This is a genomic window from Candidatus Alcyoniella australis (assembly GCA_030765605.1).
GTDB lineage: Bacteria > Lernaellota > Lernaellaia > JAVCCG01 > Alcyoniellaceae > Alcyoniella > Alcyoniella australis.
Map to the genome: position 1 here is coordinate 67,700 of JAVCCG010000119.1, position 20,316 is coordinate 88,015.

The 20,316-nt window shown below is 64.0% G+C and carries 22 protein-coding genes and 2 tRNA genes; 21 read left to right on the plus strand and 3 right to left on the minus strand.

What is annotated here, in order from left to right:
* Position 1 precedes the first annotated feature (1 nt).
* The 20 genes from P9M14_14690 (at position 2) to P9M14_14785 (ending at position 15,662) form a co-directional block, all read left to right on the plus strand.
* Positions 2-1,624 (plus strand): radical SAM protein, encoded by a 1,623-nt coding sequence (locus P9M14_14690; protein MDP8256995.1) that lies wholly within the window; start codon positions 2-4, stop codon positions 1,622-1,624.
* Positions 1,625-1,739: 115 nt separating this feature from the next.
* Positions 1,740-1,814: transfer RNA gene (locus tag P9M14_14695), tRNA-Val, on the plus strand.
* A 102-nt stretch (positions 1,815-1,916) separates the two neighbouring features.
* Positions 1,917-3,821, plus strand: coding sequence for a threonine--tRNA ligase (gene thrS / locus P9M14_14700; protein ID MDP8256996.1), 1,905 nt, complete (start codon positions 1,917-1,919; stop codon positions 3,819-3,821).
* Complete coding sequence (infC, locus tag P9M14_14705; GenBank protein MDP8256997.1) at positions 3,818-4,375, plus strand: translation initiation factor IF-3; 558 nt, start codon at positions 3,818-3,820, stop codon at positions 4,373-4,375. The genes thrS and infC overlap by 4 nt, the downstream gene beginning before the upstream one ends.
* A 73-nt stretch (positions 4,376-4,448) precedes the next feature.
* The gene (gene rpmI, locus P9M14_14710) at positions 4,449-4,652 is read left to right on the plus strand and encodes a 50S ribosomal protein L35 (protein ID MDP8256998.1); all 204 of its coding nucleotides are present in this window, start codon (positions 4,449-4,451) and stop codon (positions 4,650-4,652) included.
* Between the two features lie 23 nt (positions 4,653-4,675).
* A complete protein-coding gene (rplT, locus tag P9M14_14715; protein ID MDP8256999.1) occupies positions 4,676-5,035 on the plus strand; it encodes a 50S ribosomal protein L20 in 360 nt (119 codons plus the stop codon).
* A complete protein-coding gene (pheS, locus tag P9M14_14720) occupies positions 5,035-6,105 on the plus strand; it encodes a phenylalanine--tRNA ligase subunit alpha (GenBank protein ID MDP8257000.1) in 1,071 nt (356 codons plus the stop codon). The genes rplT and pheS overlap by 1 nt, the downstream gene beginning before the upstream one ends.
* Before the next feature lie 235 nt (positions 6,106-6,340).
* Positions 6,341-8,731, plus strand: a complete 2,391-nt coding sequence (pheT, locus tag P9M14_14725; GenBank protein ID MDP8257001.1) for a phenylalanine--tRNA ligase subunit beta — start codon at positions 6,341-6,343, stop codon at positions 8,729-8,731.
* 162 nt (positions 8,732-8,893) lie between these two features.
* The gene (locus P9M14_14730; GenBank protein ID MDP8257002.1) at positions 8,894-9,202 is read left to right on the plus strand and encodes an integration host factor subunit alpha; all 309 of its coding nucleotides are present in this window, start codon (positions 8,894-8,896) and stop codon (positions 9,200-9,202) included.
* A 50-nt stretch (positions 9,203-9,252) separates the two neighbouring features.
* Positions 9,253-9,621 (plus strand): MerR family transcriptional regulator, encoded by a 369-nt coding sequence (locus P9M14_14735; protein ID MDP8257003.1) that lies wholly within the window; start codon positions 9,253-9,255, stop codon positions 9,619-9,621.
* A 31-nt stretch (positions 9,622-9,652) separates the two neighbouring features.
* Positions 9,653-9,729 (plus strand) — tRNA-Pro (locus P9M14_14740).
* A 113-nt stretch (positions 9,730-9,842) separates the two neighbouring features.
* The gene (gene surE, locus P9M14_14745) at positions 9,843-10,583 is read left to right on the plus strand and encodes a 5'/3'-nucleotidase SurE (protein ID MDP8257004.1); all 741 of its coding nucleotides are present in this window, start codon (positions 9,843-9,845) and stop codon (positions 10,581-10,583) included.
* Positions 10,580-11,272, plus strand: a complete 693-nt coding sequence (locus P9M14_14750) for a protein-L-isoaspartate(D-aspartate) O-methyltransferase (protein MDP8257005.1) — start codon at positions 10,580-10,582, stop codon at positions 11,270-11,272. The genes surE and P9M14_14750 overlap by 4 nt, the downstream gene beginning before the upstream one ends.
* Positions 11,256-11,927, plus strand: a complete 672-nt coding sequence (locus P9M14_14755) for a YqaA family protein (GenBank protein ID MDP8257006.1) — start codon at positions 11,256-11,258, stop codon at positions 11,925-11,927. The genes P9M14_14750 and P9M14_14755 overlap by 17 nt, the downstream gene beginning before the upstream one ends.
* 13 nt (positions 11,928-11,940) lie before the next feature.
* Positions 11,941-12,393: a TIGR00725 family protein gene (locus P9M14_14760; protein MDP8257007.1), complete on the plus strand. Its 453-nt coding sequence runs from the start codon at positions 11,941-11,943 to the stop codon at positions 12,391-12,393.
* Positions 12,390-13,172 carry a M23 family metallopeptidase gene (locus P9M14_14765; GenBank protein ID MDP8257008.1) on the plus strand — a complete coding sequence of 261 codons (783 nt, stop codon included), beginning with the start codon at positions 12,390-12,392 and terminating at the stop codon, positions 13,170-13,172. Before P9M14_14760 ends, P9M14_14765 begins: the two co-directional genes overlap by 4 nt.
* 23 nt (positions 13,173-13,195) lie before the next feature.
* Positions 13,196-13,711 (plus strand): adenine phosphoribosyltransferase, encoded by a 516-nt coding sequence (locus P9M14_14770; GenBank protein MDP8257009.1) that lies wholly within the window; start codon positions 13,196-13,198, stop codon positions 13,709-13,711.
* A complete protein-coding gene (locus P9M14_14775; protein MDP8257010.1) occupies positions 13,711-14,346 on the plus strand; it encodes a radical SAM protein in 636 nt (211 codons plus the stop codon). Before P9M14_14770 ends, P9M14_14775 begins: the two co-directional genes overlap by 1 nt.
* Positions 14,343-15,032 carry a 7-cyano-7-deazaguanine synthase QueC gene (queC, locus tag P9M14_14780; protein MDP8257011.1) on the plus strand — a complete coding sequence of 230 codons (690 nt, stop codon included), beginning with the start codon at positions 14,343-14,345 and terminating at the stop codon, positions 15,030-15,032. The genes P9M14_14775 and queC overlap by 4 nt, the downstream gene beginning before the upstream one ends.
* 75 nt (positions 15,033-15,107) lie before the next feature.
* A complete protein-coding gene (locus P9M14_14785) occupies positions 15,108-15,662 on the plus strand; it encodes a nitroreductase family protein (protein MDP8257012.1) in 555 nt (184 codons plus the stop codon).
* Here P9M14_14785 and P9M14_14790 read toward each other — a convergent pair.
* From P9M14_14790 to P9M14_14800, 3 genes are read right to left on the minus strand one after another with little or no spacing between them, the layout of a single operon-like run.
* Positions 15,657-17,108 carry a GDSL-type esterase/lipase family protein gene (locus tag P9M14_14790; protein ID MDP8257013.1) on the minus strand — a complete coding sequence of 484 codons (1,452 nt, stop codon included), beginning with the start codon at positions 17,106-17,108 and terminating at the stop codon, positions 15,657-15,659. The genes P9M14_14785 and P9M14_14790 overlap by 6 nt on opposite strands.
* Entirely contained in the window at positions 17,108-17,872 is a 765-nt protein-coding gene (gene pgeF / locus P9M14_14795) for a peptidoglycan editing factor PgeF (protein ID MDP8257014.1), read from the minus strand. Before pgeF ends, P9M14_14790 begins: the two co-directional genes overlap by 1 nt.
* On the minus strand, positions 17,869-18,864 hold the full coding sequence (locus P9M14_14800) for an RluA family pseudouridine synthase (protein MDP8257015.1): 996 nt from the start codon (positions 18,862-18,864) through the stop codon (positions 17,869-17,871). Before P9M14_14800 ends, pgeF begins: the two co-directional genes overlap by 4 nt.
* A 137-nt stretch (positions 18,865-19,001) precedes the next feature.
* Between P9M14_14800 and larC the strand changes: the two genes are divergently transcribed.
* On the plus strand, positions 19,002-20,183 hold the full coding sequence (gene larC, locus P9M14_14805; GenBank protein MDP8257016.1) for a nickel pincer cofactor biosynthesis protein LarC: 1,182 nt from the start codon (positions 19,002-19,004) through the stop codon (positions 20,181-20,183).
* Positions 20,184-20,316 lie beyond the last annotated feature (133 nt).

The following is a 20,316-nucleotide window of genomic DNA, read 5'->3' on the forward strand; positions in this document are numbered from 1 at the left end:
GATGGACGTTCCGCGGGCGATCTTCGACGACGATGTGCAACAGCACGACCGGCTGATCAACATCCCCGGCGCATTGGCCGCGCTCGAGAGCGGCCTGCGCGACAATCCGGCTACAAGCGCGCGGCCGTTGCTGGTGCGCGTGCATTTGCAAAATTTTTGGAAGCTGCCGCAATTGATCGAGCACGCGGCAAAGCTTTGCGGCCTGCGCCTGCCGCAACGCCCGGCGTTGCGAGTCGAGGGGCTGGACGAGCTGCCAACGGCGTTGGAGCAGCACCTGGATCTGCTGCGCAACGATCTGCGCGGCACTGCGCTGCATTTGGACGACTCGGATCACGTGCCGCGGATGGTGATCGACAACCTGGCCCAAAGTTGCCGCGCCCGGCCCGAGGAACGCACGCACCTGCTGCGGCTGCTGGGAGTGCTGGCCGACACGGTATTCATCGGCCCGCTGACCTTCCACCTGGACGTGAGCAACCTGTGCAACACCGACTGCGTGTTCTGCGGCCTGCACTCGGGCCTGCTGCGCCCCGGAGATCAACTGCTGCACGGTCGCAGGATCACGCCGGGTTGGGAGCGCGCGCGGATCTCGCGCGAGCTGTTCCACGAGCTGATCCAGGACATCGCGCTGTGCGGCGCGGGCGAGGACCTGCTGTTCACCGGCGAGGGAGAGCCGCTGACCCATCCCGAATTTCCAACGATGGTGCGCGCGGCCAAGGCGCGCGGCGCGCATTTGACGGTGTTTACCAACGGGCTGCTGCTCGACCAGAGTTTGGCGCGGCTGCTGGTGGAGCAGCGGGTCGACTTGCTCTATTGGTCGCTCAGCGCGGCCAGCGCCCAGACGTTTGCCCGGGTGCAGCCCTCGCAGCCCGCGGGCGCGTTCGAGCGCACCGTGGGGCAGGTGCGCAAGCTTTTAGAGCTGCGGCGGAGCAGCAATGCGCCGGGTCCGCGGGTGGTGCTGGCCCACGTGCTGGTCAAGCAAAACGTGCACGAATGCCTGCGGGTGTTTGAGCTGGCCCGCGAGCTGGGGGTCGAGATCGTGCGCTATCAGCTGGCCCACAGCTGCGGCCCGGGATTCGAGTCCAACCTGATCGGGCCGCAGGAGCTGGAACTGGCGGCCGAGCAGATCCAGCGCGCCCGCGAACTGGCCCGCGATTGCGGGATCACGGTGCTCTCCAACATCGATGCTCAGCTCGCGGCGGCCGGGCGCAGCCTGGGGCAGGGCGGCTCCTCGGATCGCTGGAGCACGGAGCTGATCAGCGAGGCCGGTTGTTTGGCCGGCTGGTTCTTCTCCCGGGCGTTCAGCGACGGCAGCCTGAGTTTCTGCTGCCACGACAAGATCGTCGGCGACCTGACCTCCGAGCGTTTTTGCGATATCTGGCGCTCGCAACGCCTGCGCGAGATCCGGCGCGCGGCGCGGCTGTTCGACCCGCAACACGATAATCCCGAGCTGGGCGCGGGCCCTGCGGGCGGTCCGCTGATCGGGCCGGACTGCGATACCTGCGGCAACTACGAGATAATCGCGCGGGCGATGCACGACCTGACCCGCTTGGGGCTGTGGCCGATCGTGCAGCGCGAGCGCGCCGAGGCGCGGCGCTTCCATCGCCTTAACTCGGATTATTCATAAGCGTTCTACTGCGGCGCACAATTCGCTTGCCGCGGCCCAAGCTCGATCAATAATGCAGGTTAGGCAGGCTTGACACGCGATTGCGCTTCCACTAGATTTCTCCGGCACTGACTGTAGGCTCGTAGCTCAGTGGGAGAGCACTTCCTTGACGCGGAAGGGGTCGTCGGTTCAATCCCGACCGAGCCTACCATTTGTTTGTAGGCGGTGTTGCGGGTAAATCCGAGCGCTGCTTGTTATAAAAAGAAGAGGTATGAGCACCATCGACGTCCGGATAAATGGGACGGCCGGTGCGGTGCCCGCAGATATCACTATCTCCGAGGCTGCACGGCTCCTTAACGTCCCCCGTTCCGACCAGGCTGTTGTCGCAAAAGTTAATGGCGACGACGGACTGGTCGATCTGTATTCTCCTGTTCACGACCAAGACGAGGTCCAACTCTACGGCCTGGATACCCCCGAGGGCCTGGACGTGTTGCGCCATTCGGCGAGCCATGTGATGGCCCAGGCCGTGCAGCGTGTCTATCCCGGCGCCAAGGTGACCATCGGCCCCTCGATCAAGAACGGCTTCTACTACGACTTTGACTTCGACGACACGTTCAAGCCCGAGGACTTCGAGCAAATCGAGGCCCAGATGGCGCAGGTGATCGAGGCCAAGAAGCCGTTTGAGCGCCGCGTGGTAACCAAGCAAGAGGCGATCGAGCTGTTCGATAAAATGGGCGAGCCGTACAAGGTCGAGATCATCAACGACCTGGACGCGGACACGGTCAGCCTCTACGAGCACGACGGCTGGGTCGACTTGTGCCGCGGCCCGCATTTGCCGCATACCGGTTTTCTCAAGGCGTACAAGGTGCTCAGCGTGGCCGGGGCCTATTGGCGCGGCGACGAGCGCAACAAGATGCTCCAGCGCGTCTACGGCACGGCCTTTCCCGACCGCAAGCAGCTGCGCAACCATCTGCAACAGATGGAAGAGGCGCGCAAGCGCGATCATCGCAAGCTCGGTCCGGCCCTGGACCTGATCTCCTTTAATGAGGAGGCGGGCGCGGGCCTGGCGATCTACCATCCCAAGGGCGCGCTGCTGCGCACGCTGCTCGAGCAGTTCATCCGCGACGAACATTTGTGCCGCGGCTACCAGGTGGTGATGGGCCCGACGATTCTCAAGCAGGAGCTGTGGGAACGTAGCGGGCACTTCGATAACTACCGCGATAACATGTATTTCACCGAGGTCGGCGGCCAGCGTTACGGCATCAAGCCGATGAACTGCCTGGCGCACATGTTGATTTACAAGAGCCGCTTGCGCTCCTACCGCGACCTGCCGCTGCGCTACTTCGAACTGGGCACTGTGCACCGCCACGAGAAGAGCGGCGTGCTGCACGGGCTGTTCCGCCTCCGCGCCTTCACCCAGGACGACGCGCACCTGATTTGCACCCCCGACCAGCTCGACGCCGAGATCCGCGGCGTGCTGCAATTCATCATCGACGTGTTCGACCTGTTCGGCTTCCCCTATGAGATGGAAGTCTCGACGCGTCCGGCCAAGGCTATCGGCTCGGACGAGTCCTGGGAGCTGGCGACCAACGCGCTGTTCAAGGCCCTCGAGGGCATGGACATCCCCTACGATATCAACAAGGGCGAGGGCGCGTTCTACGGACCGAAGATCGACGTGCAGCTCACCGACAGCCTGGGCCGCCAGTGGCAGTGCGCCACGGTCCAGGCCGACTTCACCATGCCCGAGCGCTTCGGCCTGACCTACGTGGGCGAGGACGGCGCAGAACACCGGCCGGTGATGATCCACCGCGTGGTGCTCGGCTCGGTCGAGCGCTTTATCGGGATCCTGATCGAGCATTACGGCGGCGCGTTCCCCACCTGGCTGGCGCCGCTGCAGGCCGTGGTGTTGACCGTGACCGACGCGGCGATCGACCACGCGCGTAGCGTGGGCAAACGGCTGATGCAGGCCGGAATCCGCGTCGAGCTCGACCTGCGCAACGAGAAGATCGGCTACAAGATCCGCCACTGGCAGGGGCAGAAAGTGCCCTACATGCTGGTTATCGGCAAACGCGAGGCAGAGGCCGACGCGGTGGCGCCGCGCCATCGCTCGGGAAAGGACCACGGGGCGATGCCCGTGGATCAGTTTATTGAAATGATCAAAAAGGAGACCACCATCGTATTTGATCGCGAACCGATGGTCCCCGAGGGACCAAGATGAGGCGACGCTGGCGCCGCCGCGATTTGACGCGGCCCGTGAAGGACGAGCCCAGGATGAACGACGGTATCAGGGCCCGCAGCGTCAGAACGGTTGACCAGGACGGCGAGCAGCTGGGCATCCTCGATATCGCGGAGGCCCTGCGTATCGCAGAGCAGCGGGATTTGGACTTGGTCGAGGTCGCATCGACTTCCGATCCGCCGGTATGCCGGATCATGGATTACGGCCGTTACAAGTACCAGCAGGAGAAGAAGCAACAGGAGAGTCGCAAGCATCAGACCGTGATCCAGGTCAAGGAGATCAAGTTCCGGCCCAAGACCTCGGTGCACGACTACGAGTTCAAGGTTAAACACATCCAGACGTTCCTTGAAAAGGGCAACAAGGTCAAAGTGACGATCATGTTCCGCGGTCGCGAGATCGTGCATTCGAACATCGGACGTCAGATCTTGGAGCGGGTCGCCGAGGATGTGGCCGAACTGGGAATAGTCGAGGCGCAGAGCAAGCTCGAAGGCCGCAACATGTCGATGATGCTCACTCCGGGTAAAGCCAAGAAATAGCAGACTCCACTGACAGGGGGCTGTTGAGTACCAGGGGCCGGCGGCTATTTCGTCGCGGGCAGAGGAGATCGTGATGCCAAAGATGAAAACCAAGCGCGCTGCCGCCAAGCGGTTGAAGATTTCCGGCAGCGGAATCCCGCGGCGTCGCATGGCAATGGCGAGCCACATTCTGACCAAGAAGAGCACCAAACGTAAGCGCAACCTGCGCAAGGCCCGCAATGTGGACGTGGCCGACCGCAAGGCAATCGCCAGGTTGCTGCCTTACGGTAAGGCCTGAGCGGCCGATAGGGGAGAAACGAAATGTCACGCGTACGCAGAGGCTTTAAAGGCCGCAGACGCCATAATAAGTTGCTCAAGCAGGCCAAGGGCTATCGTCACGGCCGGAGCAAGATCTATCGCAGCGCCAAGGAGACCGTCGAGCGGGCGCTGGTTTACGCCTACCGCGATCGCCGCACCCGTCGGCGCGACATGCGTTCGCTGTGGATCGTGCGGATCAACGCAGCGGCCAAGCTCAACGGCCTGTCCTACTCGCGTTTTATCCACGGGTTGAAGCTCGCCGGAGTAGGCCTGGACCGCAAGGTGTTGGCCGAATTGGCGGTGAACGACGCGGATGCGTTCCGCGAGCTGACCGAGGTCTCGAGGCAGGCGCTGGAGGCCTGATGGCCCAAGCGTCGTTCAATCCGCATCAGATCGAAGAGCTGGCCGCCGAGGCGGCGGGCCTGATTCGGGATTGCACGGAGGGTGCCGCGCTCGAGGCGTTGCGTTTGCGCTACCTGGGCAAGCGCGGCGAGTTCACCGCTCTGCTCAAAGGTCTCAAAGATGTGTTGCCCGAGGACAAGCCTTTAATCGGCAAGAGTCTCAACCTGGGCAAACGGCGGATCGAACAGGCGCTCGAGCAGGCCCTGGGGCGCATCGAGCAACAACGCGAGGCCGCCCAGCGCGCGGCCGAGGTGGTGGACGTGACCCTGCCCGGCAGGCGTCCGCGGCGCGGCAGCCTGCATCCGTTGACCCAGGTGCTGGACGAGATCGTCTCGATCTTCGAGAACATGGGTTTCGTCTGGGAGGACGGCCCGGAGGTCGAGAGCGACTGGTACAACTTCAAGGCGCTGAACTTTCCCGACGACCATCCGGCGCGCGACGAACAGCAGACGCTTTTTGTCGATGCGGGCGAGCACTACGGCGACGTGCTGTTGCGCACCCATACCTCGCCGGTGCAGATCAGGGTGATGGAGCGCCAGCAGCCGCCGGTGCGCATGGTCTGCCCGGGTTGGGTCTACCGCTACGACGCCATCGACGCCACGCACTACCCGATGTTCAGCCAAGTCGAGGGGTTGTTGGTCGATCGCGACGTGACCTTCGGCGACCTCAAGGGCGTGCTCAACGAGTTCGTGCACCGCTTCTACGGCTCGCAGACCAAGACCCGGTTTCGCCCGGCGTTCTTCCCGTTTACCGAGCCCTCGGCCGAGGTCGACATCAGCTGCTTTGCCTGCAGCGGCAGCGGCGTGCTCGGGGGCAAGACTTGCCGCCTATGCCAGGGCACGGGCTGGAAAGAGATCCTCGGCTGCGGCATGGTCGATCCGGCGCTGTACCGCAACGTGGGCTACGACCCTGACCAATATTCCGGCTTCGCCTTTGGCATGGGGATCGAGCGGATCGCGATGTTCCGCTACGAGGTCGATGACATCAAGCTGTTCTTCGAGGGCGATCTGAGATTTCTCAGACAGTTTTAGCGAACGACTTACGCCGGACGCCCCGCCCTCGGGACGGATAGCCCGCATTCTTCATGTGGGTTCGTAGCGAGGCGTGCAAGATGCCGCAAGAACAAGGAAGCCGAGCTGATACTCCACAGGCGTACCCGCTGCGGTACGCCGAGGACGGATCGGCGAGGATGACACGGTTGTTGCGAGCAGATTGTGCGCCGCAGTAGAAGCTTCATGAATAATGCGGGCTAGCTAGGGGGATCAAGTGCGCGTCTCATACCGTTGGTTAAAAGATTACGTAGAACTTAACGCCGAACCGCTCAAGCTCGGCGAGGCCCTGACCATGGTCGGATTCGAGCTGGAACTGCTCGAACGCCTGGGCGAGGACCTGGACAATGTTGTGGCCGCGCGCATCGAGCGCGTCGAGCCGCATCCCAAGGCCGACCGGCTGTCGATTTGCACGATCAACGAGGGTTCGCAGAGTCACCAGGTGGTCTGCGGCGCGCCGGGCCTCGAGCCGGGTCAGGTCGCGGCCTGGGCCCGTCCGGGGGCGCAGCTGCCCAACGGGATGCAGATCAAGGAGGCCAAGCTGCGCGGGGTCCAGAGCGAGGGCATGCTCTGCGCGGCCGACGAGCTGGGACTTTTCGCCGACCACAGCGCGCTGTACTACCTGGCGCCCGACGCACCGCTGGGCGTAGGGATCATCGAGGCGGCGCAGCTCGACGACTGGGTGCTCGAGCTGGGCGTGACTCCCAACCGTCCCGACGTGCTGAGCATGATCGGCGTGGCGCGCGAGGTCGCGGCGATCTACGGCCAGCGTTCCGAACGTCCCGCGCTGGAGTTCCAGCCCGTGGGCGGCGCGGTGGAGCAGGCGGTGAGCGTCGAGATCCTCGACCCCGAGCGCTGCCCGCGCTACTGCGGCATGTTGGTGCGCAATGTTACGATCGGACCCTCGCCGCAGTGGATGATCGCGCGGCTCAACGCCGCGGGCCTGCGCTCGATCAACAACGTTGTCGACATCACCAATTTCGTGCTGCTCGAATGCGGCCAGCCGCTGCATGCCTTTGACCTGGCCCAGCTTGGCGACAGCCGGATCGTGGTGCGCCGCGCCGCGGACGGCGAAAAGATCGTGACCCTCGACGAGGTCGAGCGCACGCTGAGCGACGACGACCTGCTGATCTGCGACGGCAGCGGCCCGGTGGCCCTAGCCGGCATCATGGGCGGGCAGGGCAGCATGATCAACGACCAGACCACGGACGTATTCATCGAGAGCGCCTATTTCGAGCCCACGGGCATCCGCCGCACCAGTCACCGCCTGGGTCTGAGTTCCGACTCGAGCTTCCGCTTCGAGCGCGGAATCGACTACGACTCGGTGCCCTGGGGACTGCATCGCGCCGCGACCCTGGTGGCCGAATTTGCCGGCGGAACGATCGTTGAGGGTTACATCGACAACCGGCCGCGCGACATCGAACGCAAGGCGATCGAGCTGCGCGTGGGGCGCGCCAACCAGGTGCTGGGCATCGAGCTGAGCGCCGCGCAGATGGCCGGGCTGCTCGAGTCGGTCGAGCTTACGACCGAACCTGTGGGCGAGAACCTGCTGGTCAAGGTGCCGGCGTTTCGCGTGGACATCTTCGGCGAGGCCGATTTGCACGAAGAGGTCGCGCGGCTCTACGGCTACGACAAGATCCCCGAGACGTTGCACGCCGGCAGCCCCGGCGCATCGCTAGGTTTTGCCCTGCGCAAGCCGTTCGTGCGCTTCCGCCAGGCCCTGGCCGGCTGCGGCTTCACCGAGGCGGTGACGATCAGCTTCATTGCTCCGCGGCTGCTCGACACGATGCGCGCCGAACCCGGGCAGTACGTGCGGTTGGGCAACCCGCTGTCCGAGGATCTCTGCGTACTGCGCGATACGCTGCTGCCCAGCCTGCTGATCTGCGTGGCGCGCAACAACGCGCGCGGCATCGACGATTGCTCGCTGTTCGAGCTGCGCCGGGTGTTCAAGCCGGTTGAAGGAGAGCAACTTCCCGACGAACACTACGAGCTGGCGCTGGTGCTCGGCGGCAATCGCAGTGCGCCGCACTGGTCGGGCAAGCCCGAGCCCGTCGACTTGTTCGACCTCAAGGGAGCGGTGGAGGAGCTGCTGGCCGTACTCAAGATTGAGAACGTCGGCTGGCGTCCGGCCGAGCGGCACGCTTTTTTGCCCGGAGTTTGCGCCGAGCTGATCATCGATGATCGGCCGGTAGGAGTGGTGGGCAAGCTCGCGCGACGCGTGCTCTCCGAGTTCAAGCTTGAGCGCGATGTGTTCGCCGCACAGATCGACGCCGAGGCCCTGGCCGCCGCCTCAAGGACATCCTTCATATTTCATCGGGTTAGCCGCCACCCGGCAATCCAGCGCGATTTGGCGGTGGTGGTTGACGAGAAGGTCGCGGCCGCCAGACTGCTCGAGCTGGTGCGCGGCGTGGGCTCGGATCTGTTGATACACTCCGAAGTCTTTGACCTCTACCGCGGCGCGCCCCTGGAGTCGGGGAAGAAGAGCATCGCCATATCATGTACTTATCAGGCAATGGACCGTACGTTGACCGACGAGCAGATCGATCGGATTCATGCGGCGATAGTTGAGGAATTGGCTATAAAAGTCGGCGCTCATTTAAGACAATAGATCCGGCTTGAGAGCTAAACGCTTAAAACAATTGGCCTTGCTCGAAAAAATAACTTGCAAACACCCTAATTCGTCTGCTATAGAGATGCGGAAAAGGGATTTTTTACTGTAGCTTCAATGCTTAACAGGCGGAACCCGCGGAATGCAGGAGGGAAATAAATAATGACCAAAGCCGATCTGGTGAATTGCATTTATGAACGAGTGGGATTTTCAAAAAAGGAGTCGGCCAAGATCGTCGAGATGGTGTTCGACATCATCAAGGAAACCCTGGAAAAGGGCGAGAAGATCAAGATCTCCGGCTTTGGAAATTTCGTTGTGCGCGAGAAGAGATCCAGGATCGGTCGCAATCCGCAGACCGGAGAAGAGATCGAGATCACCGCGCGTCGCGTGTTGACGTTCAAGCCTTCTCAGGTCTTGCGCAACGCGCTGAAGGATCCTACGGCAACAAAGGCCGAGGGAGCGGACGAATAGCAGTCCTTAGGGCTGCCCCGTCCCCGTGGACGCGTACCTGAAGGGGTCGCATGGCTCGTCAGATAGAGATACCCGATAAGCTCTACTTCAAGATCGGCGAGGTCAGCGATCTGACCGGGATCAAGCCGTACGTCTTGAGGTATTGGGAATCTGAATTCAATATCGTCAAACCCTCTAAGACCAAGACGAACCAGCGTCTGTACAAGCGTAAAGAAGTCGAGATGATTCTCGAAATTAAGAAGCTGCTTTACGAGGACAAGTTCACCATCGCCGGTGCGAAGAAAATCCTCCAGGAACGGCACCGCGGTCGCTCGACCACACAGCTCACTTTGGGTTTCGAGGACGCTAAAACCAAACAGGTTTTGGCCAAGATCAAGGAAGAGCTGATCGAGATCAAGGGGCTGATTGCCAAGGGTTGAGCCGGTCGCTATACTACCGCGAAATTCGGGCCGGGGCGTAGCGCAGTCTGGTAGCGCACCTGAATGGGGTTCAGGTGGTCGCTGGTTCAAATCCAGTCGCCCCGACCAGTTTCATCTCCCGCCCGCCGTTTGGACTTCTCGCTGATCGCCGTGACGATGTGTTGCTTGTTGCACGCCGCGTGCGGCAAAGTATGGTTTTACCAGCTTAAGGAGCTGCGCGGATGATCCTGGTCTCCAACGACGACGGCATTGATGCGGCGGGCATTAAGGCCCTGAGCGAGGCGCTGGCGTCCCTGGACCGCGTGATCGTGGTCGCGCCGGATCGCGAGCGAAGCGCCGCCAGTCACGCGCTGACCCTACACCATCCGCTGCGCTACACCGAGGTCGGCCCGGGACGCTTCATGGTCGACGGCACTCCCACGGACTGCGTGCACCTGGCGGTCAACGGACTGCTCGACGAGCGTCCGCAGCTGTTGGTCAGCGGGATCAACCGCGGGGGCAATTTGGGCGACGACATCACCTATTCGGGTACGGTCGCCGCGGCAATGGAGGGGACGCTGCTCAAGGTGCCCTCGATCGCCATCAGCCTCGACGGGTTCGAGCGCTTCGACTATCAGGACGCCGCGCATTTTGCGGTGCGCATCGCGCGCAAGGTGATCCAGCGCGGCCTGCCCCCGGATCATCTGCTCAACGTCAACGTCCCCGAGCGGCACAACGGCGTGCCGCGCGGCGTGATGATCACCCGCCAGGGCAAACGTTTTTACGGCGAGCCGGTGGTCGAGAAGCTCGATCCGCGCGGCCGCAAGTACTACTGGATCGGTGCCGAGGGCGACCAGCATCCGCAGCCGGAAAAGGGCACCGATCTGTGGGCCGTGCAAAACGGCTACATCTCGGTCACGCCGCTGTGGCTCGATCTCACCGGCCAGGAACTGCTGGGCGAGTTGGAGTCGTGGGAGCTGTGAGCAGGCCGAGCAAGTCCTTCAAACAGCGCCTGACCGAGTTCGAGCCCGATTTGCGCGGCCGCGAGCGCAGCAGGATGGTCCGCGAGCATATAGCGGCGCGCGGCGTGTCCGACCCGCGGGTGATCGAGGCGATGGAGGCGTTGCCGCGCGAGCTGTTCGTGCCCGAGGCGTTGCGTTTGCGCGCCTACGACGACAACCCGCTGCCCATCGGCCACGAGCAGACGATCAGCCAGCCGTACATCGTGGCGCTGATGACCGAGGCGCTTAAGTTGCGCGGCGGCGAGAAGGTGCTCGAGCTGGGCACGGGCTGCGGCTATCAGACCGCGATCCTCGCGCTGCTGGCCGGCCAGGTATTCTCCATCGAGCGCGTGGGCGATTTGGCGCGGGACGCGGAGAAGACGCTGGAGCGCCTCAAGCTCTACAACGTATCGATCTGGATCAAGGACGGCACCTACGGCTGGAAAGAGCAGGCGCCGTTCGACGGAATCATCGTCACCGCGGGCGCGCCGGATGTGCCGCAGACCCTGGTGGAGCAGTTGGCAGTGGGCGGTCGGCTGGTGATTCCCGTGGGCGATACGTTTACACAAGACTTGGTGGTCGTGCGCCGTACTGCAGACGGAATCAAGCGCACCAGCCTCGGCGGCTGCCGATTCGTCAAGCTGGTGGGCAAGCATGGTTGGAAGGAGTGACGTGGCGAGCCAGGAACTGAAACAGACGATCGAGGGAAACCTCGCGCCCGGGCCGCCGCAAAAACGCGGCCTGATGCGGCGGCTCTACGACTGGGTTTTGCATTGGGCTGAGACGCCCTACGGCTCGTGGGCCCTGGGGCTGCTCGCGGTGGCCGAGTCGAGCTTCTTCCCGATTCCACCCGATCCGCTGCTGATCGTGCTCGTGCTGGGCAAGCGCAGCAAGGCGATGTTCTTCGCCGCGCTGACCACTCTGGGCTCGGTGATCGGCGGCGTGGGCGGCTGGCTGATCGGGATGTTCCTGATGCAGGCCGTGGGGCAGTCGATCATCGACTTCTACGGCGCGCAGGAACAGTTCAACTACGTCGAGAAGATGTACAACGAATGGGGCGTGATCTTCCTGTTCACCGCGGCGCTGACGCCGATCCCCTACAAGGTCTTCACCATCGCCAGCGGCGCCTTTGGCATGAGCCTACTGCCCTTCGTGCTGATCAGCCTGATCGGTCGCGGGCTGCGCTTCTTCGCGGTCTCGGGTTTGATCTATCTGTTCGGGCCGCCGATTCAGCGCTTTATCGACAAATATTTCAACCTGCTGGCGATCCTGTTCGTGGTGCTGCTCGTGGCCGGCTTCGTGTTGATCAAGTATTTCTTCCATTGAGCGAGGCTGTTGCATGCGCAAGGTGATCGGAGTGATCGGAGCGGGCTCGGCCGATGCTCAGACGCTCGACCTTGCGCGCGCAGTGGGCGCGGCGATCGCCCGCGCGGGATGCGACCTGGTCTGCGGCGGATTGGGCGGCGTGATGCAGGCCGCCTGCCAAGGCGCGCGCGAGGCGGGTGGATTGACCATCGGCGTGCTGCCCGGGTCCTCGCGGCACGATGCCAACCCTTACGTGGACGTGGCGATCGTCACAGACATGGGGTATGCGCGCAATGTGATCATCGCCCAGACCGCGCAGGCCTTGATCGCGATCAGCGGCGGACCGGGCACGCTCTCCGAGATCGCCATCGGTCTGAAGCTGGGCAAACCGGTGATCAGCCTGGGCTCGTGGGATGTCGATCCGCGGATACGCCGTGCGAGCGACCCGCAAAATGCGGTAGAATGCGCGCTGGAGTCGATTAAGTGAGAACTATTCGAGCGCTGTGGATCTGTTCGGCGATGCTGTTGCTCGCCGCGTTGGCGCTCGCCTGCGGCTCGACCTTCGGCGTGTATCACACGGTGCAACGCGGCCAAACGTTGTACTCGATCGCCAAGAGCTACAACATCCCGATGGACGAGCTGGTGCGGCTCAACCGGATCAAGGACCCGGACAAAATCCAGGCCGGCCAAAAGCTGTTTATCCCCGGCACCCTGGAACACCGCAGCGTCAAGCCGACCTGCGGCCCCAATATTTCTAATCCTGCAACGACTCCGCGACCGAACGTCACGTCCGATCCGTCCGCCCAGGTCTCCCGGCCCGACGGCGCCAATCCGTTTGTCGAGGAGGGCAAGCCCGCGCCCGATCTGACGACCTTCGGCCCGGGCTGTGGTCTGAAGCTGATCTGGCCGGTCAACGGCACGATCTATTCGCGCTTCGGCATGCGCGGCTCGCGCTTCCACGAGGGGGTCGATATCGCGGCGCCCGAGGGTACGGCGATCGTCGCGGCCGAGGAAGGCACTGTTGTCTACGAGGGCAGCAAGTTCGCGGGCTACGGCAAGATCGTGGTCATCAAACATGCGTGCAACGCGGTCACGGTCTACGCCCACAATCAACGCAACTTGGTCAGCGAGGGCGACCGCGTGCGCAAGGGGCAGCTGATCGCGCGCGTGGGCCAGACCGGCCGCGCCTCGGGCCCGCACTGCCACTTCGAGGTGCGGATCAACCGCGTGCCGGCCAACCCCGAGAATTTTTTACCTAAGCGATAGCCTGGATAAGGGAGATAAAACAGATGAAACAACTCGCCGAATCGATCCGTGACATCCCGGACTTTCCCAAAGAAGGGATCATCTTCAAGGACATCACCACGCTGCTGGCCGACGCCGAGGCCTTTCACAAATCGATCGATACCTTTATCGAGCGCTACCGCGCGATAGACATCGACGTGGTGCTCGGGGTGGAGGCGCGCGGGTTCATCTTCGGCGCGGCCCTGGCCTACGGCCTGGAGACCGGGCTGGTGATCGTGCGCAAACCCGGCAAGCTGCCCTGGAAGACCCATCAAGTTTCCTACGAGCTCGAGTACGGCAGCGACACCCTGGAGATCCACCAGGACGCGATCAAACCCGGACAGCGCGTGCTGGTCATCGACGACCTGCTGGCCACCGGCGGCACCACCGCGGCGGTGGTCGAGCTGGTGCGCAAGATGGGCGGCGAGGTCGTGGAGTGCGCGTTCGTGATCGAGCTCGACTTTCTCAAGGGGCGCGACAAGATCGACGACGCACCGGTGTTCAGCCTGCTGCATTTCTAATGATCGAGGTTTGCGAGCTGTTCGCCGGCCTGGCGGGAGAGGGCGTCTGGAGCGGCCGTGCCGCGGCCTTCGTGCGCCTGTCGGGCTGCAACCTGCGCTGTTGCTGGTGCGACACGAGCTACGCCTGGGAGGGCGGCGAACGCATGCGCCGCGCGAGCGTGGTCGTCGCTATACGACGCATGGCGCTTAAGCGCGTGGTGGTCACTGGCGGCGAGCCGCTGTTGCAGCGCGAGACTCCGCGACTGCTCGCGGACCTGCTCGATCGCGGATTGCACACGGCGCTGGAGACCAACGGCACGTTTGCGCTGGACCAGGTGCCCCAGGGCGTGCACATCGCGATGGACCTCAAGCCGCCCTCGTCGGGCCACGCTGATAGCGTGCGCTGGTCCAACCTCGAACGGCTGGGCCCCAACGACGAGCTAAAGGTAGTGATTGCCGACCGCGCGGATTTGGACTGGCTGGTGCGCGTGCTCCACGAGCGGGCCGATCAGCTCAACGCGCCGGTCTACGTGCAGCCGGCACACGGCAGGCTCGCGGCGCGCAGGCTGGCCGACTGGTTGGTCGAGCAGCGGCTGGACCTGCGTCTGGGAATTCAGCTCCACAAGCTGCTGTGGGGCACGGAGCGCGGTCGATGAGCGGCGCGGTGCTGCTGCTCTCCGGCGGGCTGGACTCGTCGACCTGCGCTGCCTGGGCCCGCGACCAAGGGCGCGAGCTGTACTGCCTGACGGTCTCCTACGGCCAGCGCCACTCGCGCGAGCTGCTCTCGGCAAAGCGCGTGGCCCACGAGTTCGGTGCGGTCGAACACCTGCTGGTCGACGCGCCGCTGGACCGCTTCGGCCACAGTGCATTGACCGACCGCATCGACGTGCCCAAAGATCGCGACCTACAACAAATCGGCGCGGACATTCCGATCACCTACGTTCCGGCACGCAACACGGTGCTGCTCTCGCTGGCGTTGGCCTACGCCGAGTCGCGCGGGCTGTTCGAGTTGGTTATCGGCGCCAACCGCCTGGACCACTCGGGCTACCCCGACTGCCGTCCGGAGTTCGTGGCCGCGTTCGAGGCGCTGGCCGCCACGGCCACGGCCGACGCGGTCCAGGGCCGGGGCCGTTATCGCGTTCACGCGCCGCTGATGGATCTGGACAAGGCGCAGATCATCCGCCTGGGCAGCGGCCTGGGCCTGGACTACGGCCTGACCTGGAGCTGCTACGATCCGCAGGGCGAGGGCGCGCGCGCACGCCCCTGCGGCCGTTGCGACTCGTGCATCCTGCGCGCCAAGGGGTTCAAACAAGCGGGCCTTGTTGATCCGCTTTTATCCTGACAAAGCTCATAATCAGGACTCGATCGGTGGTGTATCGTCTGAATTATTGCGATGGACCATCGGGAGGAGTGAAACATGGGCAACAAGGTTGTCGAACTTTTAAACTCACGATTCGCCGGACGCTCGATTACCAGCGAGCCGTTGGAAAAGGCGATTGTCGCCGAGCTGATCCAGGCCGCGCGCCTCACGCCCTCGTGCTTCAATAATCAGCCCTGGCGGTTTTTATTTCTGCAAAGCGCGGACGCGATCGCCAAGGGGACCGAGGCGCTCAGCGCGGGCAACAAGCCCTGGGCCGGACGCGCGCCGCTGCTGATCGTGGGCTACACCCGTGCGACGGATGATTGCCAACTGCCCGACGGCCGCGAGTACCACCAGTTCGATCTGGGGATGTCGGTGATGAACATCCTGCTCGCGGCCACGCACCACGGTCTGGCCGCGCGGCCCATGGCCGGGTTCGATCCGGCCAAAATTAAGCAGCTGTTCAAGCTCGAAGAGGACTGCCAGCCGCTGGTGATGATATCCGTAGGACACACGTCCACGGACGAGAGCCATCTGCCCAAGCACTACCTGGGCAAGGCGCACTCGCCTCGCGAGCGCAAGGATGCCGACGAGATCGTAACCAAGCTATAGCCCGTAGCGGGCGGGAATCAACGGCAGGGGGATGCGCCGCGTTAGTTGGCCCAGGGCGGTGAATCCAGGGCGCTGAGCGCGTAGCTCGTCGAGTGTCGGCTTGGCCCAGTCGGCCGGGGGCGAGTGTTGCGCGGCCAGCTTGCAGATCTGTTCGACGATCTGAAACTGCTCGAAGACCCGCGGCAGTTCCAGGGCGCTCTGCAGACCGCCGAGCACATTTCCGCAGCTTTTTCCCGCGAATTCCTCAAGCTCGGTTGCGATGCCCATCTCCTCGATCTGCTGGGCCGCAATGCCTTGGACCAGCCCCAGATCGCTGATGCCGCGCAGCATTTCCCGCGCGATCCACATTGCGCCGGGCAGAGTGTAGTGCACCAGATCCAGGAAGATCTCGTCCTCGATCCGTCCGGCTGCCAACTGGTCGTAGTACTGTCCGGCCAAATCCAGCGACGGGACGTCCAGCTGGTGAGCCTTGGCCAATAGGCCGCGCCACAGGGAGGGCGTGCCGCGGAAACGGTTGACGTCGCGATCCAGCGCCTCGAGCAACAGCGACGTTGCGCGCGACAGCTCTCCTTGGTCCCAGGCCGCGATTCCCGCTGATTGCAACAGCAGCGGCTCATTGAATTTCTGCAACGCCTGCTCCGCGATGGAACCCGCCTGGGCCGCGTGTCCGTCGGCCAGCGCTGAGCAGGTCTGCAGCAGTTGGTCCGCCCATTGCGGGGCCGATTGCGGGTCGCTGACAAACGGCAGCCAGCTGAGCACGTTCACCGGCTGGGTCGCCACCAGCATCGGCGTGCCCAGTTCGTTGCAACGCTGGCTGATCAGGCCCACGGCGTCGGTGAGGCGCTTGATCAACCGCTGCGGATCGACCTCGCGTTGATATTGCAAAAAGCGCGGCAGCAGTCCGCTGATCCCTATTTCGGGCGCGTCGATGAACCGCAGCACCTGGCGCACTTTGCGCGGCGCGTTGGGGAGCAACAGCAGGCTGCGTTGCACCTCTCCGTGATCGATGCGCAGCCCGGGGAAGAACGTCGCCTCGAGAAACTCGCGGTAGAAGGTGTTGTTCCCGGCGAAAACGATCAGCAGGTCGGCTTGGAAATTGCCGCCCTGATCGAGAATGCGCAGCATGTCGGAGGAATCGGCTCCGGCTACCCCGGCGTTGAGCACCTGCCACTCGCGCTGGGGAGCGAGGCGATGTAGCAAATGTTCGAGCATCGCGGGCCAGGCCAACTCGTTGCCCCAGGGCGTGCCGTAGGTGGTGGACTCGCCCAGGCAGACGATGCGTGTGACGTTGGGGCCCTTGGGCATCGGCGGCCATTGGGCGAGCTCGATCGTCGGGTGGCCGAGGACGTAACGCCAGGCGTGGCAGCCGCCCTCGAGAGCGCCCAACGTGCCCGCGCCGCAAAGCAGCGCAAGAAACGATCGGCGTTTGACGTACGAGCTGAGCATCAGCGGCGAGGCAGAATGAAGCTGCCCTGTCGACCGGTATTAGGGTCGCGGCGATGGGAGAAAAAGCGCTCGGGCTGTGCAAAGCTGTCCTCTGCCAAGACTTTGATCCGCTGCGGGTCGAGGCCGGCGCGACACAGGTTGAGCACGTTGGCGCGCCACAGATCGAGGCGCGGAGCCGTGCCGTGGTCAACCACGTTGCTGCCGAAGCGCCCGATGAATTGTCGTGCCAGGTCGGGCGACACCGCGTAGGATGCCGGGCCGATGGAGGGGCCCAGGGCGGCCAGAATTTGGCCGGGCTTTGCTCCGAATTCATCGCACAAGCTGCGAACCGCAGCGCCCGGCGCATCGTCGAACGTGCCGCGCCAGCCCGCGTGGATCGCGGCCACTGCCCCGGAACACGGGTCCGCGAGCAGGATCGGCACGCAATCGGCGGTCAGCACGCCGATTGCAACGCCGGGCACGGAGCAGACTAGGGCGTCGGCCTCGGGCGGCTGTTCGCTGATCGAGCGCGTCTGCTGTTGGTCGGCGATTACGATCACCCGCGTGCCGTGCACCTGCCCAACCAGCAGCAGCGTCTGCGCGTCAAGGGAAGTACGCACCAGCTCGCGATTGCGCTCGACGTTGCGCGCCTCGTCGCCCTGTGTGAACGAGAGGTTGAGCGACGCAAGTGCGCCCTGGCTCACGCCGCCGAGCCTGGTGAAAAATCCGTGGACGAACCCGGCGCGTTCCAGCAGGTCCGAGTGCATGAGGACGGGATCGCTCATCGCCCCTCGCGCAACAGCTCGAGCACGCGCTGCATCTGATCGGGCAGCGGCGCCTCGAAGCTCATCGACTCGCCCGTGCCCGGGTGCTTTAGGCTCAGGGCGGCCGCGTGCAGCAACGGCCGGTCCGCCTGGCGCACGGCCTGGGCCGCGGATTGGTTTTTCAAATGCGAGGTCTTGCGTGCGCCGCCGTAGAGCTCGTCGCCCAGAACCGGGCAGTCCAGCCAGGCCAGGTGTACGCGGATCTGGTGCGTGCGGCCGGTGTGGATCACCAGTTCGAGCAGCGAAGTCTGGGCGTGGCGCTCGAGCACGCGGAAGTCGGTGTGCGCGAACCGGCCCTTTCCCGGCTCGAGCACGGCCATCCGCTGGCGGTCGACCGGGTGCCTGCCGATTGGCTGAATGACGCTCCCGCGATCGTCGCGCGGTGCGCTCCAGCACAGCGCCAAATAGCGTTTGCCGACCTCGCGCTCCTTGAATTGCAATGAGAGCTTGTTGTGCGCAAAGTCGTTCTTGGCCACGACCATCACGCCGGAAGTGCCCTTGTCCAGCCGGTGGACGATCCCCGGCCGCAGCTTGCCGCCGATGCCCGAGAGATCCTCGCAGTGATGCAGCAGAGCGTTGACCAACGTGCCCGAGCTGTGGCCCGCCGCCGGGTGCACGACCATGCCCGCGGCCTTGTTGACCACGATCATTTGACAATCCTCGAACAGGACGTTGATCTCGATCTGCTCGGGCTGGGGCTCGATCGGCTCGGGCTGGGCGTATTGCACGGCCACGCGCTGGCCGGTGCGCAACGATTGGGCCGGTTTGACTGTCTGGCCATCGACCGTGATCAGCCCCTCGTTGATCAGCCGTTTGAACTCGCTGCGGCTGTGCTCGGGCAGCCGCTGTTGTACGAAGCGGTCCAGCCGCAGGCCCTGTTCAGCGTCCGAGACCACGAACTGCTCTTCGACCGGCAGTTCGCTTGCGTGCTCCAGGATCGGCTCGTCGGGCAAAATACTCGCTCCATCGAAGTTGAAGTGTAGCCTGGATTATACATGGTGGTTCGTCAATTCAGGTTTTCAGCGATCGCCCGCGCGTTGACCGCCTCGCGCACGGCGCGCTAATCTGCCCCACAGCCGATGGAGGAGCGATGAGAATTGCCTATATCGATCCGCTGGCCGGCCTGGCCGGCGACATGCTGCTATCAGCGCTGGTACACGCCGGGCTCGATCCCAAGCTGGTGCGCGAATTGCCGCAACGGCTGGGGCTCGATGGAGTCAAGGTCAGCGTGGGCCGCACCCACCGCGGCGCGATCAGCGCCCGGACGATCAAGGTGCGGCTGGCCTCGCAACGAAAGCACCGCAACCTGGAGCAGTTAAACGCGATCATCCGTTCCGCGGACCTGCCGCGTCCTGTGGAGCGCAAGGCGCTGGCTGTTTTCAACAATCTGGCGCGGGCCGAGGCCGCGGTGCACGGCGAAAAGCTCAGCCGTGTGCACTTCCACGAGGTCGGCATGGACGACGCGCTGATCGACGTGGTCGGAGTCTGCCTGGGTTTGCATGAGCTTGGCGTGCGACGCATCTGGTGCGGCAGCCTGCCGCTGGGATCGGGCAGCGTGAACTGCCAACACGGCGAGCTGCCGATGCCTGCTCCGGCCGCGGCGAAGTTGCTGTGCGGCCTGCCGGTGATCATGCGCGAGGACCTGCCCGGCGAACGCGTGACTCCCACGGGCGCGGCCCTGGCGCAGACCCTGGTCGACTCGTTCGAACGCTTGCCGCGAATGCGTCTGGAGTCGGTGGGCTACGGCGCTGGCTCGCGCGACGAGGGCGGCCTGCCCAACGTGGTGCGGGTGATGATCGGCGAGGCGCTGGACGAGCAGTTTCCCCAGGCCGCGGTGGCGATCGAGACCAACCTGGACGACATGAATCCCCAGCTGTGCCAAACGCTCACCCAGCGGCTGCTCGAAGCGGGCGCCTACGACGTGATCTACGCGCCGGTGACCATGAAGAAGGGACGGCCCGGGCTGTGGGTTCAGGTGATCTGTCCCGAGGCTGTGGCCGACCAAGCGCGCGAGCTGTTACTGCGCGAGACCACCGCCCTGGGAGTACGTTCGTACGCGGTGGAGCGCAATGTACTGGCCCGCAGCAGCGTCGAGGTGCACACGGCCTATGGCACGCTGCGGGTTAAGCTCGGGATCACCCGTTCGGGCGAGGTGCTCAACGCCCACCCGGAGTTCGACGACTGTTGCCGCGCTGCGGACGAACACTCGGTCCCGGTCAAAGAGGTGATCCAAGCCGCGCTGACCGCCTACAGATTGTCGAATAGCAGGTAGGCCTTGTTACGTCCGAGCGTTTGGTAAGACCGTAATGTCGGCGTTTGACAGCCCAGTTCGCCGGAGAGACAATAAAGATAGGCGGCCTAGACGACTAAATGGCGGGGAGACGGGCCCAATCGCGGCCTGTCGA

Bases quoted from the DNA above. Each gene is read 5' to 3' on its own strand.
- P9M14_14690 (MDP8256995.1), top strand. From the start codon at position 2: ATGGACGTTCCGCGGGCGATCTTCGACGACGATGTGCAACAGCACGAC.
- infC (MDP8256997.1), top strand. From the start codon at position 3,818: ATGAGGCGACGCTGGCGCCGCCGCGATTTGACGCGGCCCGTGAAGGAC.
- rpmI (MDP8256998.1), top strand. From the start codon at position 4,449: ATGCCAAAGATGAAAACCAAGCGCGCTGCCGCCAAGCGGTTGAAGATT.
- rplT (MDP8256999.1), top strand. From the start codon at position 4,676: ATGTCACGCGTACGCAGAGGCTTTAAAGGCCGCAGACGCCATAATAAG.
- pheS (MDP8257000.1), top strand. From the start codon at position 5,035: ATGGCCCAAGCGTCGTTCAATCCGCATCAGATCGAAGAGCTGGCCGCC.
- P9M14_14730 (MDP8257002.1), top strand. From the start codon at position 8,894: ATGACCAAAGCCGATCTGGTGAATTGCATTTATGAACGAGTGGGATTT.
- P9M14_14735 (MDP8257003.1), top strand. From the start codon at position 9,253: ATGGCTCGTCAGATAGAGATACCCGATAAGCTCTACTTCAAGATCGGC.
- surE (MDP8257004.1), top strand. From the start codon at position 9,843: ATGATCCTGGTCTCCAACGACGACGGCATTGATGCGGCGGGCATTAAG.
- P9M14_14755 (MDP8257006.1), top strand. From the start codon at position 11,256: ATGGTTGGAAGGAGTGACGTGGCGAGCCAGGAACTGAAACAGACGATC.
- P9M14_14760 (MDP8257007.1), top strand. From the start codon at position 11,941: ATGCGCAAGGTGATCGGAGTGATCGGAGCGGGCTCGGCCGATGCTCAG.
- P9M14_14770 (MDP8257009.1), top strand. From the start codon at position 13,196: ATGAAACAACTCGCCGAATCGATCCGTGACATCCCGGACTTTCCCAAA.
- P9M14_14775 (MDP8257010.1), top strand. From the start codon at position 13,711: ATGATCGAGGTTTGCGAGCTGTTCGCCGGCCTGGCGGGAGAGGGCGTC.
- queC (MDP8257011.1), top strand. From the start codon at position 14,343: ATGAGCGGCGCGGTGCTGCTGCTCTCCGGCGGGCTGGACTCGTCGACC.
- P9M14_14785 (MDP8257012.1), top strand. From the start codon at position 15,108: ATGGGCAACAAGGTTGTCGAACTTTTAAACTCACGATTCGCCGGACGC.
- P9M14_14790 (MDP8257013.1), bottom strand. From the start codon at position 17,108: ATGCTCAGCTCGTACGTCAAACGCCGATCGTTTCTTGCGCTGCTTTGC.
- pgeF (MDP8257014.1), bottom strand. From the start codon at position 17,872: ATGAGCGATCCCGTCCTCATGCACTCGGACCTGCTGGAACGCGCCGGG.
- larC (MDP8257016.1), top strand. From the start codon at position 19,002: ATGAGAATTGCCTATATCGATCCGCTGGCCGGCCTGGCCGGCGACATG.